16 protein-coding genes are annotated in these 17,425 nt (G+C 70.9%); 10 read left to right on the top strand and 6 right to left on the bottom strand.

Annotated features, from left to right (window positions below; translation table 11 throughout):
* Nucleotides 1-15: 15 nt before the first annotated feature.
* Nucleotides 16-1,593, bottom strand: a complete 1,578-nt coding sequence (locus ACO07H_RS23070; protein WP_422018493.1) for a flavin monoamine oxidase family protein — start codon at nucleotides 1,591-1,593, stop codon at nucleotides 16-18.
* A 17-nt stretch (nucleotides 1,594-1,610) separates the two neighbouring features.
* On the opposite strand from ACO07H_RS23070, the gene ACO07H_RS23065 reads away from it, so the two are divergent.
* Nucleotides 1,611-2,258, top strand: coding sequence for a hypothetical protein (locus ACO07H_RS23065; RefSeq protein WP_422018492.1), 648 nt, complete (start codon nucleotides 1,611-1,613; stop codon nucleotides 2,256-2,258).
* 69 nt (nucleotides 2,259-2,327) lie between these two features.
* Nucleotides 2,328-3,302, top strand: coding sequence for an OmpA family protein (locus tag ACO07H_RS23060; RefSeq protein WP_422018491.1), 975 nt, complete (start codon nucleotides 2,328-2,330; stop codon nucleotides 3,300-3,302).
* A 6-nt stretch (nucleotides 3,303-3,308) separates the two neighbouring features.
* Here the strand turns inward: ACO07H_RS23060 and ACO07H_RS23055 are convergent, their stop codons facing one another.
* Nucleotides 3,309-4,751, bottom strand: coding sequence for a TonB family protein (locus tag ACO07H_RS23055; RefSeq protein ID WP_422018490.1), 1,443 nt, complete (start codon nucleotides 4,749-4,751; stop codon nucleotides 3,309-3,311).
* Nucleotides 4,752-4,812: 61 nt separating this feature from the next.
* Here ACO07H_RS23055 and ACO07H_RS23050 point away from each other — a divergent pair, with 61 nt between their 5' ends.
* From ACO07H_RS23050 to ACO07H_RS23030, 5 genes are all read left to right on the top strand, one after another.
* The gene (locus ACO07H_RS23050; protein ID WP_422018489.1) at nucleotides 4,813-5,241 is read left to right on the top strand and encodes a response regulator; all 429 of its coding nucleotides are present in this window, start codon (nucleotides 4,813-4,815) and stop codon (nucleotides 5,239-5,241) included.
* Between the two features lie 168 nt (nucleotides 5,242-5,409).
* The gene (locus ACO07H_RS23045) at nucleotides 5,410-8,880 is read left to right on the top strand and encodes a response regulator (RefSeq protein WP_422018488.1); all 3,471 of its coding nucleotides are present in this window, start codon (nucleotides 5,410-5,412) and stop codon (nucleotides 8,878-8,880) included.
* A gap of 218 nt (nucleotides 8,881-9,098) precedes the next feature.
* Nucleotides 9,099-9,917 (top strand): CheR family methyltransferase, encoded by an 819-nt coding sequence (locus ACO07H_RS23040; protein ID WP_422018487.1) that lies wholly within the window; start codon nucleotides 9,099-9,101, stop codon nucleotides 9,915-9,917.
* A 74-nt stretch (nucleotides 9,918-9,991) separates the two neighbouring features.
* Nucleotides 9,992-10,603: a chemotaxis protein CheB gene (locus tag ACO07H_RS23035; RefSeq protein ID WP_422018486.1), complete on the top strand. Its 612-nt coding sequence runs from the start codon at nucleotides 9,992-9,994 to the stop codon at nucleotides 10,601-10,603.
* Nucleotides 10,600-11,796, top strand: coding sequence for a hybrid sensor histidine kinase/response regulator (locus ACO07H_RS23030; protein WP_422018485.1), 1,197 nt, complete (start codon nucleotides 10,600-10,602; stop codon nucleotides 11,794-11,796). The genes ACO07H_RS23035 and ACO07H_RS23030 overlap by 4 nt, the downstream gene beginning before the upstream one ends.
* Nucleotides 11,797-11,833: 37 nt before the next feature.
* On the opposite strand, the gene ACO07H_RS23025 is transcribed toward ACO07H_RS23030, so the two are convergent.
* Complete coding sequence (locus tag ACO07H_RS23025) at nucleotides 11,834-12,187, bottom strand: hypothetical protein (RefSeq protein WP_422018484.1); 354 nt, start codon at nucleotides 12,185-12,187, stop codon at nucleotides 11,834-11,836.
* A gap of 10 nt (nucleotides 12,188-12,197) precedes the next feature.
* Nucleotides 12,198-12,395 carry a hypothetical protein gene (locus ACO07H_RS23020; RefSeq protein ID WP_422018483.1) on the bottom strand — a complete coding sequence of 66 codons (198 nt, stop codon included), beginning with the start codon at nucleotides 12,393-12,395 and terminating at the stop codon, nucleotides 12,198-12,200.
* Nucleotides 12,396-12,587: 192 nt separating this feature from the next.
* Between ACO07H_RS23020 and ACO07H_RS23015 the strand changes: the two genes are divergently transcribed.
* The gene (locus ACO07H_RS23015; protein ID WP_422018482.1) at nucleotides 12,588-12,827 is read left to right on the top strand and encodes a hypothetical protein; all 240 of its coding nucleotides are present in this window, start codon (nucleotides 12,588-12,590) and stop codon (nucleotides 12,825-12,827) included.
* A gap of 19 nt (nucleotides 12,828-12,846) precedes the next feature.
* On the opposite strand, the gene ACO07H_RS23010 is transcribed toward ACO07H_RS23015, so the two are convergent.
* On the bottom strand, nucleotides 12,847-13,779 hold the full coding sequence (locus ACO07H_RS23010; protein ID WP_422018481.1) for an NAD(P)-dependent oxidoreductase: 933 nt from the start codon (nucleotides 13,777-13,779) through the stop codon (nucleotides 12,847-12,849).
* 37 nt (nucleotides 13,780-13,816) lie between these two features.
* On the opposite strand from ACO07H_RS23010, the gene ACO07H_RS23005 reads away from it, so the two are divergent.
* Both ACO07H_RS23005 and ACO07H_RS23000 read left to right on the top strand, forming a co-directional pair.
* Nucleotides 13,817-14,377, top strand: a complete 561-nt coding sequence (locus ACO07H_RS23005) for a YdeI/OmpD-associated family protein (RefSeq protein WP_422018480.1) — start codon at nucleotides 13,817-13,819, stop codon at nucleotides 14,375-14,377.
* Between the two features lie 75 nt (nucleotides 14,378-14,452).
* Entirely contained in the window at nucleotides 14,453-16,504 is a 2,052-nt protein-coding gene (locus tag ACO07H_RS23000; protein WP_422018479.1) for a M13 family metallopeptidase, read from the top strand.
* A 315-nt stretch (nucleotides 16,505-16,819) separates the two neighbouring features.
* Here the strand turns inward: ACO07H_RS23000 and ACO07H_RS22995 are convergent, their stop codons facing one another.
* The gene (locus ACO07H_RS22995) at nucleotides 16,820-17,422 is read right to left on the bottom strand and encodes a DUF4337 domain-containing protein (RefSeq protein WP_422018478.1); all 603 of its coding nucleotides are present in this window, start codon (nucleotides 17,420-17,422) and stop codon (nucleotides 16,820-16,822) included.
* Nucleotides 17,423-17,425: the final 3 nt, after the last annotated feature.

Raw genomic sequence — 17,425 nt, 5'->3', positions numbered from 1 at the left:
GTCCTGGGCCGCGGGTCAGGACAGCCCCAGGCTGGGTTCCTGCGCCGCCTCGTCCACCGGCTGGGCCGGCACCGTCGCCAGCGCCAGCTCGGCGCTGTTCAGCGCGCCTTCGATGAAGCCCTGGTAGTCCGAATACGCCTCGCCGACGATGTGCAGGTTGCGGGCGCCGCTGCCGAAGTCGAAGGCCTTGAACGCGTCCATGACCTTCCACGAGCGCACGCCCGGCTGCCAGCCGTGGTTGGCCGCGCCATAGGGCGCGCGCGCCCAGTCGCGGATGCCGTAGGTGATGACGGAGTCGCGGATGTAGCGGCTGGTCTCGGCCAGGCTCATGTCGCCGAAGATGCGCCGCGCGTGGTCGGTCAGCTTCAGTGGCGTGCCGGCACCGGACTCCGTCGAGCGCTTCACGTCGCGGGCGACGAAGAGGGCGAAGGCATCGACGATGCGGGCGTTCTGGTCCACCTCGGCGCGGTCGTGGCGGTCGCCGTCGATGACGTAGTGGCGCCAGAACTCGGTGGACGGCCGGTCCATGTACAGCAGCACCATGCCGTGGCCGTCCGCATCGGCCTCGGGCGCGCGGCGGAAGTAGTGGATCTCGCGCGTGGGCATGCAGTTGGCGTACTGCTGCGGCGCCTGGCCGTGGCTCCACCACGGCGCGTTGCTGACGAAGAAGACCTTGAGCATCGGGAAGCCGTTGACGCTGTCCAGCTGCGACGCGATGTGCTCGGGCAGGTGGCGCGTCAGCTTGAGCAGCGGCAGCCGCGGCAGCGCGAGCACGAGGCGCTCGGCGCGCAGCTTCACAGGGCCGTTCTGCGTCAGCACGTCCAGCTCCAGCGTGCGCTTGCCCAGCTCCACGGGCCGCAGGCCCAGCAGCTTGTGCCCGCCAGCCAGCGTCACGTTGGCGTGGCTGCGCAGCCGCGCGAGCAGGCCCTCGGTCAACCGGGCCGAGCCGCCCGCGATGCTGGCGAGCTGCTGGCCCACGGTCTTGAGCGCGCGCAGCCACCAGATGATCCACTCGGCCGCGTTCAGGTTCTCCGGGATCATGTGATAGAAGGTCCCGGTGTCGCGCAGCTTCACGAGCGCCCGGTGGCTCAGGATGCCCTGCGCCGACAGCGCGTTCCAGAAGCCCATGTCCCACAGCGGCTGGCCGTGCAGTTGCGCGTGCTTGCGCAGGCGCATGTAGTCGGCCTCGGTCAGCGCGTCGATCCAGGCCTGGTCGTCCGCATCCGGGCCCGTGCGGCCCATGATCAGCAGGATGCCGCGCTTGAGCAGCTGCAGCGAGTTCAGGCCGCGCTCGGCCTCGGGCAGGTCGGTGTCGTCGGTGGCGAGCTGGTCGGCCGATGGCCCCGAGAAGTCCACCAGCCCCACGGCCAGCTCCGCGCACAGCGCCGCGAAGCGCGGCTGCAGCGTCGGCTCGAAGCGCATCGGGCCGTACTCGGCGATGAAGCCGTCCATGTCCTCGGTCTCGATGCGGCCACCCCAGCGGTCCGCCGCGGCCTCCAGCACGAGGATGCGGTGCCCCGCGTCGGCCAGGCGCAGCGCGCAGTACAGGCCCGACACGCCGCCACCGGCGATGACGATGTCGTGGGGGGTCATGGACAGTCTCCTCTTGTATGTACAACCTGGGCGAAAGCATATCGGAGCACTGCATCCACAGCCTTGGGGATGCCGCCTACACGACGCCGCTGCAACAGTCGGCGGTGCTGCCGGACCGCCGGCAAGGAGGGCATGTCATGTCGATCCACTACCGATTCACCGACCACGAGAGCATCTTTGTCTGGTGCGGTGATGACTGGATCGAGATCCGCCTTCCGGGCGGCGGTGGCGGCACGACGGCCGGGCCGTCTCCCACGGCGCCCGATCTGTCTGACCCTTCCACCGGCGCGCGGCCGATCAAGGTGCCTGAAGACCAGCCGACGATCGCCCCGGAGCCGCCGATACCGCCGAGCACGATGTTCATCGGCATGATCGGCAGCCGCGGGCAGCCGCCGAGCCTTTTGGTGCGAACGCCCGAGCCGGCGGCCGGTGGGGATCGGGTCCGGTCCGTCAGGCGCTCCACGCTGGCGGCACTGCAGGCAGAAGTCGAGTGGGGGGTAAGCCGGTCGTTTTTCCGGCACAGCGGCGTGCGGATCGTCGAGGTCGACGTCAGCAAAATCGCCCCGCCGCAGCAACGCGCCCTGGCGGACATCCAGCGGCTGCTGCAGGACTGGGGGCCTGCCCCGGGTGTCGCCGGGCTCGGGGTACAAGACGAGGACGAGTAGGTCGTGGTGACCGATCCCTACGCCGCAGCCAAGGCCAGCCTGCGCGACAACGTCAAGACGCTGATCGCCGTGTTCGGCGGCGTGGCTGGCGTGCTGCTCGCTGGCACGCCGTTCTCCGGCTACGGCGCGCTGGAGTTGCCCAGCGTTCGGTGGGCCGTTGCCTCGCTGGCGCTGCTGGCAGCGCTCGTGCTGCTGGGCCTGTGCGTGCGGCGATTGCTGTTCATCCTGCGGCCGGACCTGACCTACATCAGCCTGTTGACCGATCCGACGACGGACGCCGAGTTGTTGAAGTTGAAGGCCGAGTTCGAAAAGCACAAGGCGCATTTGCTGCCCAAGGCTCGGCCGCAGCAGCCGTCGATCGACAGCGTCGAGGACCTGATCGCAGCCAAGTCTGCGGCCTGGGACGCCCACCAACGGGAGCTGGCCAGCGAACCCAAGCGCCTGGACCACGAGCGGCGAGCGGACGAGCTGGCCATGATCAACCACTGGAGCGGCTTCACGCGCCTGCACATCCGCGTCAGCGACGGTGTGCGCGACGTGCTGCGGATCGGCCTGTTGGCGCTGGGGGCCGTCGCCGTGTTCGTGCTCGCGGCCGCATCGCAGAAGGACAAGGAGGCGTTGCCGGCGACCATCACGGTCATCTCGTCCGCCGATCCCGCACCGGTGCTCCCGCCATTGCCGCGGCTGGCGCCGGTGCTTTTTGCGACCGGCAAGGCCGACCTGACGTGCGAGGCGTTGCGTCGCGTCGAGGCCGCCCGCAACCAGTTGCGCGAGCATGCGGGGGCCGGCCTGCTGATCCTCGCGAACACCGACACCGTTGGCAGCGGCGCCCACAACGACGGCCTCGCCGCCCGGCGCGCTGCCCGTGTGCTGCAGGCGCTGCGGGCGGAGGGCGGCATCAGCGCATCGCGTCTGTTCGTGGCGCGCCTGGCCGAGCAGGATCTGCCGACCCTGACCGATCGCCACACCGCCGAGCAGACCAACCGCGCTGTCGAGATGTTGCTCATCCGCCTGCCATCGCGAGCTGTCGCCGCAGCGCCGTGAACGGGCTCAGTACAACCGTATCGCGCTGTCGAAATGCCAGGTGCGGCGGATCTCGATGACGTCGTAGTCCTGCAGCAGCGCGGGCGGGAAGGCCGCGTAGCGTTCCTGGCTCTGGATGACGCGGCGGACCGCGTCGTCCAGCGCCGGCACGCCGCTGGAGCGCACGAAGGTCACCGACTCCACCGAGCCGTCGCTGCGGATGGCGACATTCACGAGCGGGTCGGTGTAGGGCTGCTTGAGTGCATCGCGCACCGTGTCGAAGGTCGGGTTGAACTGGATCTTGCGCGCCCAGGCCTCGGCATAGGCCACCAGCTCGGCATTGGTGTCGATGCGGCCCAGCAGCCGGCCGCGCCGGGCGCTGCTCCACGAGGTCGGCAGGGCGGCGTTCGGTGGGCGTGATGCCGCCGCGTCGCGGCGGGCGGCCTCCTCGTCGAGTTGCCGGCCGATGGCGCGCAGGCGGGCCTCGCGCTGCTCTTCGGCGGCGCGGGCCGCATCCAGCTTGGCCGTCGCGACGCGGGCGGCCTCCTGCCGAGTGGTTTCCGAGCGCGCGGCGTCCTGGCGGGCCGCCTCCTGCTTGGCAGCGTCCTGCCGTGCCGCTTCCTGCCGGGCGGCTTCGGCGCGTGCGGCCTCCTGCCTGGCCGCGTCCTGCCGCAGGGCCTCCTGGCGGGTCGCCTCCTGCTGCGCGGCGGCGCGTCTGGCCGCGTCCTGGCGTTCGGCTTGCGCCCGCGCGGCCTCCTGCCGGGCGGCTTCCTGCAGGGCCGCGGTGCGTGCGGCTTCCAGGCGCTCGGCCTCCAGCCGTTCAGCCTCGGCACGCACGGCCTCCAGCCGCTGCGCCTGTTGCCGAACGTCCTCGCTGGACAGGTCGAGCCGGGCCAGGTCGGCGGCGCGTTCGCGGTCGGCGCGCATGCGCATCGCGTCGCTGGCGTTGCGCAGGGGCGCCATCGCGGGCGGCGCACTGGCTGCGTCCTGGCCGAAGACGGCGATGACGGGGGTAGACGCCGGCAGCGCGGGTGGCACCGTCCACGTCGGCCGCGCGGGCCTGTCGACGGCGATGACGGCGGGCGTGGCCGTGGCGACGGCTTCGGCCGCCGCCATGCGCAACGGCGCCGCCTCGGCGACGGGCGCGGGCTCCGCCCGGGCCGATGCGTCCGTGGCCGCGCCGGCCGCGGCAGGCATGTCCGGCGGCAGGTCGGGTGCCCCGGGTGGCGCCGGTGACGCGGGTGGCGGTTGTGACGGCCCAGGTGCCGCCGGCAGCAGCACCACGCGCAGGTCCGGCACTTCGGCCCGGCGCTGCTGCCAGGGCAGGTTGAGCCCCGGCAGCCCGGCACCGTCGCCGCCGAAGGCCAGGCTCAGCAGCAGCGCATGCACCAGCAGCGAGGCCAGCAGTGCGCGCGCCGGCCCCCGGCGGCGGGCGGCGGCTTTCCGGGCCGGGGCATCCGCGAAGCGCATCGGCCTATTGTCCTATCCGGGGCCTCACGCCGTCCTGCAAAGCAGGCATCACACTTGCTTTATGGACGCCATCGATGCGCCGGCCCAGCCGGCGCCCGGCAACAAACCAAGGAGATGGGCCGTGTCGAAGGAGGATATTCGCGTGGTGCTGGTCGATGACGACATCGACACCTGCGAAGCACTGAGCGAACTGTTGACGTTCGACGGCTACAGCGTCCGGTTCGCCACCACGGCGGAAGACGCGATCACGGCGGTCGACGAGTACCAGCCCGTCTGTGCGCTGGTCGACCTCGGCCTGCCGGACCTGGACGGCTGCGAACTGTCGCGGCGGCTGCGGGCGCGCTATGGCGCGGACCTCGTGCTGATCGCGGTGACCGGCCGCGAGGGCCGCGAGGAGCACGACCTGGCGATGGCCTCGGGCATCGACCACGTGCTGAGCAAGCCGCTCTCGGTAGAACGCCTGAGGCGTTTCTTTCCGCCCCGGGTCTGAAATAACGGCAAATTTTGCCGATTCCACGCCTTGCAGGCGCCGCGCTGCCGTGGCGGTCGCGCTTGCCGGCGGCGGTTTTCAGGCGATTCGACGCCCGCGCCGGGGCCGCCCTGCCGGTTTTGCGCGTTACCGTCTCGCCCTCGCGACATGAACAGAACAAGGACAGCGATGACTGACGCCCGGTCCGACGACTCGACCCAATTCCAGCGCATCCTGACGCGCAACCTGGCGATCCCGCTGTTGATGGGGCTGGGCAGCATCGTCGTCTTCGTGGGCCTGCTGTGGCATGTGCTGGGCCTGCTGAACTGGGTGGACCACACCCACCGCGTGATCGCCAAGGGGCAGGAGCTCGCCACGCTGAACGCCGACCAGGAAAGCGGCATGCGCGGCTTCCTGCTCAGCGGCCAGGATGCGTTCCTCGCGCCCTACTCGCTGTCGCAGGCCAAGTTCGGCGCGGAGTTGCAGGCGGCCGAGGCGCTGGTGGGCGACAACCCCATCCAGATTGAGCGGCTGCGCCGCGTGGGTGCGCTGTCGCAGCGCTGGAACCAGTTCGCGCAGGACGTCATCGAGATGAAGCGCCGCGGCGAGCCCGTGGAGGAGGTCGTGCGCCGGCAGACGGGCAAGCAGCTGGTCGACGAGATCCGCCGCGAGCTGCGCGCGTTCGGCGATGCCGAGTTCCGCCTGCTGCGCGAGCGCAACGAGGACGCGCAGAACGGCACCTGGGTGTCCGTGGGCAGCTACATCGCGCTGCTGCTGGTCGTCAGCGGGTTCATCGCCTGGGCCGGCCGGCGCGACGTGCTGGCGCTGTCCCGCGAGTACGGCAGCGCGCTGGCGCTGGTGCAGGAGACGGCGCGCGAGAGCGAGGAGCGCGCCTGGCTGCGCGGCGCGCAGGCCGAGCTGAGCGAACAGCTGATGGGCGAGCGCGCGATGGCCGGCATCGGCCATCGCACGCTGACCTTCCTGGCCGAGCGCATCGGCGCCATCGTGTCGGCCGCCTTCGTGCGCGGCGAGGATGGCCGGCTGCAGCGCATCGCCACGCACGGCATGCAGCCGGGCGAGGACGCGTTCCCCGACCCCGAGAACGGCCTGGTGGCACAGACCTGGCGCGACGGCAAGCTGACGCGCCTGCCGGGGCTGCAGGCCGACTTCCTGCGCGTGGCGACCAGCCTGGGCGAGGCGCGGCCGCAGGAGGTCGTGCTGGTGCCGGCCTTGAACGAAGGGCGTGTCAACGGCGTGCTGGAGCTGGGCTTCCTGAACACGCCGGACGCACGCGCGCTGATGCTGCTGGACCAGTTGCAGGGGATGCTGGGCACGCTGCTGGAATCGGCGCACTTCCGCCACCGCCTGCAGCTGTCGGTGGAGGAGACGCGCCAGCTCAACGAGGAACTGCAGGTGCAGCAGGAAGAGCTGCGCACGGCCAACGAGGAGTTGAGCGAGCAGTCGCGCGTGCTCAGCGAGTCGCAGCTGCACCTGGAAGAGCAGCGCGCGGAGCTGGAGCAGACCAACGTGCAGCTGGGCGAGCAGGCCGAGACGCTGAGGCTGCGCAACACGGCGCTCGGACAGGCCCAGGTGGAGCTGAAGGAGCAGGCCCACGAACTGCAGCGCGCCAGCCGCTACAAGTCCGAGTTCCTCGCCAACATGTCGCACGAGCTGCGCACGCCGCTGAACAGCGCGCTGATCCTGTCCAAGCTGTTGATGGACAACAAGCCCGGCAACCTGACGGAGGAGCAGCTCAAGTTCGCCGGCACCATCCACTCGGCCGGCCAGGACCTGCTGACGCTGATCAACGACATCCTGGACCTGTCCAAGGTCGAGGCCGGCAAGCTGGAGATCGCCGCCCGCGCGATGGACCTGCAGGCGCTGGCCGACGGCATGCGCCGCCTGTTCCAGCCGCTGGCGCAGGAGAAGCGGCTGAAGTTCGACGTCAGGTTGTCGCCGGGGCTGCCCAGGACCATCGTCAGCGACAGCCAGCGGGTCGAGCAGATCGTGCGCAACCTGCTCTCCAATGCCATCAAGTTCACCGAGAAGGGCTCGGTGACGCTGGAGATCCAGCCGCGCGCCGGCGCCATCGCGCTGGTGGTGACGGACACCGGCATCGGCATTCCGCAGGCGCAGCAGCAACGCGTCTTCGAGGCCTTCCACCAGGGCGACGGCGCGCTGAACCGGCGCTTCGGCGGCACGGGCCTGGGCCTGTCCATCTCGCGCCAGCTCGCGGGCCTGCTGGGCGGCGAGCTGCACCTGAGCAGCGTCGAAGGGCAGGGCAGCCAGTTCACGCTGCAGTTGCCCTTCGAGCCGCCGGCCGCCGCGGCATCGGCGCCGGACGTCCCTGAACCCGTGCGCACCCTGCCGCCGCCGCCGGCCTCCTGGGCGTCGCCGCTGGACGCGCCGCTCGACGTCGCGGTGCCGGCCTTCGACGACGACCGCCGCGAACTCGTGCCGGACGCGCCGTCGCGGCGCCTGGCGCTGGTGGTGGAGGACGACCCCTCGTTCTCGGCCATCCTGTACGACCTGGCGCACGAGATGCAGTACCGCTGCCTCGTCGCCAGCCACGGCCGCGAGGCGCTGGAGCTGGCCGCCGCCCACCTGCCGCAGGCCATCCTGCTGGACGTGCGGCTGCCGGACGGCTCGGGCCTGTCCGTGCTGCAGCGGCTCAAGGAGGACCCGCGCACCCGCCACATCCCCGTGCACATCATTGCCGGCGAGGACTTCCGCGACATCGCGCTGCCCATGGGCGCGGTCGGCACGGCCATCAAGCCCACCACGCGCGAGGAGCTGGTGGGCATCTTCGAGAAGCTGGAGCGCCAGGGCGGCGACCAGATCCGCCGCCTGCTGCTGGTGGAGGACGACCAGCGCCAGCGCGAGAGCATCGCCCACCTGATCGGCGACGACGACATCGAGGTGGTGGCCGTGGAGCGCGGCGAGCAGGCGCTCAAGCTGCTGGACGAGCAGCACTTCGACTGCATGGTCATCGACCTGAAGCTGCCGGACATGGACGGCACCGAGCTGCTGTCGCGCATGGCCGCGCGCAGCCCGGACATCACGCCGCCGCCGGTCATCGTCTACACCGGCCGGCACCTCAGCCGCGAGGAGGAGGCCGAGCTGAACCGCTACTCGCGCTCCATCATCATCAAGGGCGCGCGTTCGCCCGAGCGGCTGCTGGACGAGGTGACGCTGTTCCTGCACAAGGTGGAGTCGCGCATGTCCGGCGAGCGGCGCGACATGCTGCGCACCGCGCGCAACCGCGAGCGCGTGTTCGAGGGCCGCAAGGTGCTGCTGGTGGACGACGACGCGCGCAACATCTTCGCGCTGACCAGCGTGCTGGAGCAGCGTGGGCTGACCGTGGAGCCGGCGCGCAACGGCGTCGAGGCGCTGGAGAAGCTCGAAGCCCACGCCGACATCGACGTCGTGCTGATGGACGTGATGATGCCCGTCATGGACGGCCTGGAGGCCACGCGCCGCATCCGCGCCGATGCGCGCTGGCAAAAGCTGCCCGTCATCGCCATCACCGCCAAGGCGATGCGCGACGACCAGGAGCAGTGCCGCCGCGCTGGCGCCAGCGACTACCTGGCCAAGCCCATCGAGCCCGACCGCCTGCTGTCGCTGCTGCGCGTCTGGCTGCCCGGCATCGAGCGCGTCTGACATGAAGCCCCTCGTCCAACGAGTACGTTGGCCTGGGACCGCGCTGCGGCCCGGGCCGCAGCGCTTCGGTAGGCACAGGCCGTCCACTGGACGCCCTGTGTCCGACCTCAGCCCCCGAGGGGACGGCGATGCTTGCGGCGTCGAGCCGCAGGCACATCGCCAGACGGGCGGGCTCGGGAGCGGCCCAGCGCTCGGCCCGAAGATCAGGAACAACTGAAATGCCGCATGCCGTCCAGGACCTCGAAATCCGCCTGCTGCTGGAGGCCATCTACGCGCGCTACAACCACGACTTCCGCGAGTATTCCGGCGCCTCGCTGAAGCGGCGCGTGCTGCAAGGCGTGGAGCAGTTGCAGTGCGACTCGATCTCGGCGCTGCAGGGCCTGGTGCTGCGCGACCCGCGCGCCTTTGCGCAGCTGCTGGAGATCATCACCATCCCCTACACGGAGATGTTCCGGGAGCCGGAGTTCTTCGTCGCGCTGCGCCAGCACGTGGTGCCCGTGCTGCACACCTACCCGTCGGTGAAGATCTGGGTGGCCGGCTGCGCCAGCGGCGAGGAGGTGTATTCGCTGGCCATCCTGCTGAAGGAAGAAGGCCTGCTGGAACGCAGCCTCATCTATGCGACCGACATCAACCCGGCCGCGCTGGAGCGGGCGCGCCAGGGCATCTTCCCGCTCAGCGAACTGCAGCAGTACACCCGCAACTACCAGGACGCCGGCGGCACCGCGGGCTTCTCCAACTACTACACGGCCGCTTACGATGCAGCCCGCTTCGACCGCGAGCTGTGCCGGCACGTCACCTTCGCCGACCACAGCCTCGCCACCGACCACGTGTTCTCCGAGATGAACCTGATCTGCTGCCGCAACGTGCTGATCTACTTCAACCGCAAGCTGCAGGACCGCGCGATCGGGCTGTTCGCGCAGTCGCTGTGCCATCGCGGCTTCCTGGGCCTGGGCAGCAAGGAGAGCCTGGACTTCACGCCGCAGGGCGCCGCCTTCGAGCCGGTCGCGCTGCGTGAGCGGCTGTTCCGCAAGCGTTGAGATGACGCTGACCCTCGCCCCATCTCGCCTGGCTGGCCGCAGGCGCGTGCGCCACGGCGCCACGGAGCGCTGACATGCCGGGCCCTTGCGCTGCCGTCGCCCGGCCCCGCGTGGAGCTCATCGTCATCGGCGCGTCGGCCGGTGGCGTGGCGGCGCTGCTGGCCCTGCTGGCGCCGCTGCCGGCTCGCTTTGCGCTGCCCATCGTCGCGGCGCTGCACCTGCTGCCGCGCCATGACAGCCAGCTCGGCCGCGTGCTGGGCGCGCGCCTGTCGCTGCCGGTGCGCGAGGCGCAGGACAAGGAGCCCATACAGCCCGGCACCGTCTACGTGGCCAGCGCCAACTACCATCTGCTCATCGAGCACGACCACAGTTTCTCGTTCAGCAGCGATGCGCCGGTCAGCTATGCGCGCCCGTCCATCGACGTGCTGATGGCCTCCGCCGCCGACGCCTACGGCCCCGCGCTGGCGGGCGTGCTGCTGACGGGGGCGAACATGGATGGCGCCGAAGGCATGGCCGCGATCAAATCCGGCGGTGGCCTCACCATCGTCCAGCAACCCCAGGACGCCGACGTGGCCACCATGCCCGAGGCGGCCATCGCGCGCTGCGCACCCGACCACATCCTGCCCCTGAAGGACATCCGGCACATGCTGCTACGACTTGGCCACGACGCGGGAGCCGCGACTTGACCGATTGCCCGCCCACCGACGTCGTCAAGCTGCTCATCGTCGACGACCTGCCCGAGAACCTGCTGGCGCTGGAGGCGCTGCTGCGCGAGGACGGGCTGGAGGTGCACGCCGCGGAGTCGGGCGAGGCCGCGCTGTCGCTGCTGCTGGAGCACGAGTTCGCGCTGGCGCTGCTGGACGTGCAGATGCCGGGCATGACCGGCTTCGAGCTCGCGGAGCTGATCCGCGGCAGCTCGCGCACCATGCACCTGCCCATCGTCTTCGTCAGCGCCGCGGACCGCGACCAGTCCTACACCTTCCGCGGCTACGAGAACGGCGCGGTGGACTTCCTCTACAAGCCGCTCGATGCGCACGCCGTGAAGAGCAAGGTGCGCGTCTTCACCGAACTGCACCGCAAGACCCGCGAGCTGCGCCGCCAGCTCGTCGAGATCGAGGCGGCGCGGGCCCAGCAGGAGCAGTTGCTGACGGCGCTGCAGAACACCCAGGCCGAGCTGCAGCGTGCGCTGAAGATGCGCGACGAGTTCATGTCCATGGTGTCGCACGAGCTGCGCACGCCGCTGGGCGTCATGACGCTGGACGTCGTCATGCGCCAGGAGCGGCTGGAGCGCGGCGACCTCGCCTACTTCAGCCGCGAGCACCTGCAGACGATGCTGGCGCGCGAGGCCCGTCAGCTGCGCAGCATGACGCGGCTCATCGAGGACATGCTAGACATCTCGCGCATCCAGCACGGCAAGATGTCCATCCGGCCGCGCCGCACCGACCTGGGTGAGCTCGCGCGCGACATCGTCGCGGACTTCGAGGTCCATTACCGCACCGTGCCGCTGCACGTCGATGTCGCGCCGGGCGTGGTTGGCGAATGGGACGACAGCCGCATCGGCCAGGTGCTGGTGAACCTGCTCAGCAATGCATTGCGCTATGGCGGCGGCAAGCCCGTGCAGGTGCAGGTCAGCCGCACGGACGGCGGCATGGCGCGCCTGGCGGTGACCGACCAGGGCATCGGCATCTCCGACGCGGACCAGCTGCGCATCTTCGAGCAGTTCGAGCGCCTGCCGGCGGCGGCCAAGTCGCCGGGCATGGGTCTGGGCCTGTTCATCAGCCAGCACTTCGTGCAGGCCCATGGCGGCAGCATCACCGTGCACAGCGCGCCGGGGGCCGGTTCGTGTTTCGAGGTGCTGCTGCCCATGGCGGCGCACTGAGCGGGCTGGCGAGCGAGCCCGGCGCCTCGCGTCGGCGCTAGCTTGGTTTGGACGGCAGGCCGCGGCGCGGCGGTGGGGGCACGGTGTCGACGCTGTCTTCCTCGTCCAGCACCTGCTCCTCGGCGTCCAGCGATTCGATGACGCGGTCCGTGCCGATGTCGGTCGCCTCGGTCTCGTGCGAATCCTCGCTCGTGCCCTCGATGGGCGCGACGGCCTGATCGCGGTTCAGCGTCACGTCCACCGGCTCGCCGGGGTCCGCGGCGGGCAGCGAGTCGGCGCCCACCAGGTCGCTGCCACTGTCCGTGCCGTCGGACGGGCCCAGTGCCTCTTCGTCCGTGCCCTTGGGGCGGCGCGGCACCTTGTCGGTGCCCAGAAGACTGCTGTGTGCCATGCGGTGCTCCTCAGTCGCCGTGCGGTGTCTTGGCGGCCGGCTGGGCGCCATGTTCGGCCGCGTCGATGGCGGCGGCCAAGTCCTTGGGCGACGCGTGACCCTGTGGCGGCGCCTTGTGGGCCAGGTCGGCCTTGTGGCCGTCGTCATGCGGGCGGCCGACCGTGTCGGGCGCCTTGCGGTGGGTCATGCGGGTGGTGTTGCCTGCCATGCGAGCCTCCTTGGGCTGGGTATGAAAACCCAGTCTGCGCCGGGTGGCCGGGCGCACGCGTAGGACTTGGGCGCGCGAGGCGTAGGACGTGCGCGGCTGCGCCACCCGCCGTGCGTTGTCGCTGCCGGGGCTGCAATGACGTCTGTGACGAGTCGGCCTTGCGAAAGCGCCCGTACTGCCTGGAAGCCCGCGATGAAGCTCTGGTTCACGCCCCGCCGCCTGTTGCCTCTGCATGCCTGGTTCGCGCGTCGCGAGCCCAGTCTGGATGCGCCGGACACGCGCATGCCCGATGACGACGAGGTGCTGCGGCTGCAGGCGCTGGCCGGCACGCGGTTCGGCCGTGTCGCGGCGGAGGTGGCGCTGGCCGAGGGCAGTGAGCGCGACTATGCACCGCGCCAGGAGGCCGAGGTGCTGGACCCGCGTCGCGCCTGACGGCGTTGCAGGCCGGCCGTCACACCGGCGTGCGCAGCGGCTCGCCGCGCTGCAGGGCGTCCACGTTGGCGATGAAGTTGTCCACCGTGGCGCGTATGGCCTGCGGCGACCAGCCGGCGACGTGCGGCGTCAGGATGACGTTGCCCAGGCCGACGAGCGCCTGTGGCGGCGCCGGTTCGCTCTCGTAGACATCCAGCGCCGCGCCGGCGATGACGCCGCCGCGCAGCGCCGCGGCGAGCGCCGCCGTGTCCACGCAACTGCCGCGCGCGATGTTGACGACGTGGCCACCGGCGCCCAGCGCCGCCAGCACGTCGGCGTCGACGAGGTGCCTTGTGCCCGCGCCGCCCGGCGTGGCGACGACGAGGTCGTCCGCCCAGGCGGCCAGCGCCGCCACGCTGTCCAGGTAGGTGGCGTCGCCGGCATCGGTGCGCGGGCGGCGGTTGTGGTAGCCGATGACCATGCCGAAGGCCCGCGCGCGCTGGGCGATCTTGCGGCCGATGGTGCCCAGGCCCACGATGCCCAGCCGGCGGCCGCCGAACTGCGGGAAGAGCGGCAGCGCATCGCGCCAGACGCCGGCGCGCAGCGCCGCGCCCTGCTGCGGCAGCGCGCGCACGCTGGCCAGCAGCAGCGCCAGCGCGTGGTCGGCCACGCAGTCGTCGTTGGTGCCGGCGCCGTTGCACACCGGCACGCCGCGCGCGCGGGCGGCGGCCACGTCCACGTTCTCATAGCCCGCGCCCTGGGCGGCCAGCAGCTTCAGCTTCGGCAGCGCGGCGATCTCGTCGGCGCGCAGGCCCGTGGCGCCGTTGGTCAGCACGAGGTCGATGTCGACGCCCCGCGTGGCGATGGCGGCGGCGCGCGAGGCGGTGTCGGTGGCCTCGATGACGTGGAAGCGGTCCAGCAGCAAGGCCTTGTGTTCGGGCGCGATCCGGACGAGCAGCAGCAGCGTGAGCATGGGCGGGCAGGGCGGGTCAACGTGAGAATGCGCCATCATGGCCGAACCCGTTTACTTCGCGACGCCCGAGGACTTTCGTGCCTGGCTGGCCCGGCATGCCGGCACGGCGACCGAGCTGCTCGTGGGCTTCCACAAGGTCGGCTCCGGCGTGCCCAGCATGACCTGGCCGCAGTCGGTGGACGAGGCGCTGTGCGTGGGCTGGATCGACGGCGTGAGGAAGCGCGTGGACGAGCTGCGCTACCAGATCCGCTTCACGCCGCGCCGGCCCGGGTCGATCTGGAGCGCCGTCAACATCGCCCGTGTGCAGGCGCTTGCCGCCGAGGGCCGCATGCAGCCGGCAGGCCTGGCGGCGCATGCGAAGCGCGAGGCGCACCGCAGCGCCGTCTACCTGTACGAGCAGGCCGACGACCCGGTGTGGCCGGCGGCGATGCTCAAGCGCTTCAAGGCGAACAAGCCCGCGTGGCGCTGGTTCGAGGCCCAGCCGCCGGGCTGGCGCAAGCAGATGCTGCGCCGGGTGCTGCACGCCAAGCAGCAGGCCACGTCCGAGCGGCGGCTGGACCAGCTCATCGCCGCGTCTGCCGAAGGCCGCCGGCTCTGAGCGGCATGCCGAATGGCCGGCGCTGCCGGGGCGACCACAATCCCGGTTGTTCCGAATGCTCGCCGAGCCCCTGACATGAAACGACTCCTGCTGCTGTCCACGCTGTTCGCTGCCGCCCTGGCCGCCCATGGCCAGGCCGAAACCCCGCTGGACGCGCTGCCCTACACGCCCAGCCTGGACCCGACCGTCATGGACCGCAGCGTGGACCCCTGCGACGACCTGTACCGCTATGCCTGCGGCGCCTGGAGCGCCAAGAACCCCATCCCAGCGGACCAGTCGCGCTGGTCGGTCTACGCCAAGATGGCCAACGAGAACCAGCGCTACCTGTGGGGCGTGCTGAACAAGCTGTCCACCCAGGGCGAAGGCCGCAGCGCCAACCAGGCCAAGCTGGGCGACTACTTCGCAGCCTGCATGGACGAGGGCGCCGTGCAGGCCGCCGGCCTGAAGCCGCTGCAACCGCTGCTGCAGCGCATCGCCGCGCTGCAGGACAAGAAGGACCTGCCGGCGCTGCTGGCCGCGCTGCAGCTGGCTGCCGGCAACGACCGGCTGTTCTTCGGCTTCAGCGCGGGCCAGGACTTTGCCGACGCGACGCGCCAGATCGCCTTCGCGTCGGCCGGCGGCCTGGGCCTGCCGGACCGCGACTACTACCTCAAGCACGACGACAAGACCGTCAAGATCCGCACCGCCTACGAGGCCCACGTGGCCCGCCTCTTCGAGCTGCTGGGCGACTCGCCCGAGGCGGCCAAAGCCGGCGCGCGCAGCGTCATCGCCACCGAGACGGTGCTGGCCAGGGCCTCGCTGAGCAAGGTCGACAAGCGCGACCCGTACAAGACCTTCCACGTCTATGACGCCCGTGGCCTGAAGGCGCTGACGCCGGGTTTCGACTGGGCCGCCTACCAGGCCGCGCTGGGCACGGCGCCCTGGCATGCGCGCTACAACGTCACCGAGCCGGCGTTCTTCAAGGCCTTCGGCGCCCGCCTGAAGGCGATGTCGGCGGCCGAGCTGAAGGCCTACCTGCGCTGGCAGCTGGCCAGCAGCCTCGCGCCCGCGCTGGACAGTGGCTTCGTGCAGGCCAACTTCGACTTCTACGGCCAGACGCTGGTGGGCACGCCGCAGCTGATGCCGCGCTGGAAGCGCTGCGTGCAACTCGTCGACGTGCAGCTCGGCGAGGCCCTGGGCCAGGAGTTCGTCGCGCGCAACTTCACGCCCGCGCTGAAGGCCGCCACGGTGCAGATGACCGGCGAGATCGAGGCGGCGATGGCGCGCAGCATCGACGGCCTGGCGTGGATGAGCGCCGCGACGAAGGCGCGCGCGCAGGCCAAGTTGAAGGCCATCGTCAACAAGGTCGGCTACCCGGAGCGCTGGCGCGACTACGCGGCGCTGCCGGTGCAGCGCGGCGACTTCCTCGCCAACGTCATCGCCGGCAACCAGTTCGAGGCACGCCGCCAGCTCGCCAAGATCGGCCAGCCGCTGGACCGCGGCGAATGGCACATGACGCCGCAGACCGTCAACGCGTACTACGACGCGCAGATGAACGACATCAACTTCCCTGCGGGCGTGCTGCTGCCGCCGCTGTACGACGCCCAGCTGGACGATGCGCCCAACTACGGCAACACCGGCGGCACCATCGGCCACGAGCTGACGCACGGCTTCGACGACGAAGGCCGCCAGTTCGATGCACAGGGCAACCTGAAGAACTGGTGGACGAAGAAGGACGGCCAGGAATTCGAGAAGCGCGCCGCCTGCGTGGCCGACCAGTACGCCACCTACACCGTCGTCGACGACATCAAGATCAATTCGAAGCTGACGCTGGGCGAGGACCTGGCCGACCTCGGCGGCCTCGTGCTGGCGTGGGAAGCGTGGAAGGCGCACATGGCCGGCAGGACCGGTGAGGCCCGCGATGGCCTGACGCCGGAGCAGCGCTTCTTCGTCGCCTTCGCGCAATGGGACTGCGCCGACGCCCGCCCCGAGGCGCTGCGCGTGCGGGCCAAGACCGACCCGCATTCACCGGCGCGCTGGCGCATCAACGGCGTCGTCGTCAACATGCCGGAGTTCGAGAAGGCCTTCGCGTGCAAGCCCGGGGCCAAGCTGGTGAAGGCGGCGGGGCAGCACTGCAAGGTGTGGTGAACCCAGCGGCGCGCCGGGCCGGTGCCCAGGACCGCGTCTCGCGCGCGCTGGATGCCCGCCTTGCGAATCGCCTGCCACTGGCCGCGCCGGGCGTCGAGATCAGCCTCTGGTCGTTGTCGAGCCGGTCTGCAGCCACGTGGGCACGCACCGCGCATCCGGGCTCGCCCTTGTGCAGGCAGCCGCGGACGCGGTACTGCGGCGCCAGCGACTGCACGTCCTCGAAGGAGTCGGCCAGCGCCCTGGCCGTGGCCCACCCATGCGCACCACGAACTGCCCCGCCGGGTTTTGACATGCCAGCGGGTGGCCCGGCGGGCGCTACGAGAGCAGCTTGATCAGGCTGTCCGGGTGGATGTGCAGCGCGGCCAGGCCGGCGACGCCCATCAGCATGCCGAAGAAGGTCGGCACCATGGCCACGAAGAACAGCGGCCACAGCTTGGTCAGCGCCGTGACGGCCAGCAGCGCGATGGCGATGGCCAGCAGTGCGTCGGACAGGTCGAACTGGTCGTCGCGGTAGTTCAGCGCGTCGTAGGTGGTCTGGTCGGCCTCGGCCTGCGCCTTCAGTTCGTCGCGCTTCTGGAGCTGCTCCGCGGCCCGCGCGCGATACCTGGCGATGGTCTGGTCGTAGGCCGCCGCCTGGGCGGGCGCGGCGCCGGCTTTGGCAAGTTCGAGCTGCGTCGCGGCCGCCTCGGCCACGTCGGCGCGGACCGTGCGCGCCTGGTAGTAGGCCCAGTGGTCCAGCTTGTCGGCCTGGGCCTGCTGCATGGCCTGGACGATGTTGTCGTCCTTGACCTTGCAGATGCCCATGAAGGTGGCGAGTATGGCCACGGTGACGGCGACGGCGGCGTTCAGGCGCGCCGCGCTGGCCTCGCGGCTGGCGTCGGCGGCGCGGTCGATGACGTCCTTTGGGTCCAGGTCCATGGC

Origin of the sequence: Roseateles sp. (genome assembly GCF_965229315.1) — a bacterium.
GTDB lineage: Bacteria > Pseudomonadota > Gammaproteobacteria > Burkholderiales > Burkholderiaceae_C > Pelomonas.
The sequence above is the reverse complement of the archived record's forward strand: the minus strand, read 5'-3'. Positions and strand labels throughout refer to the sequence as shown.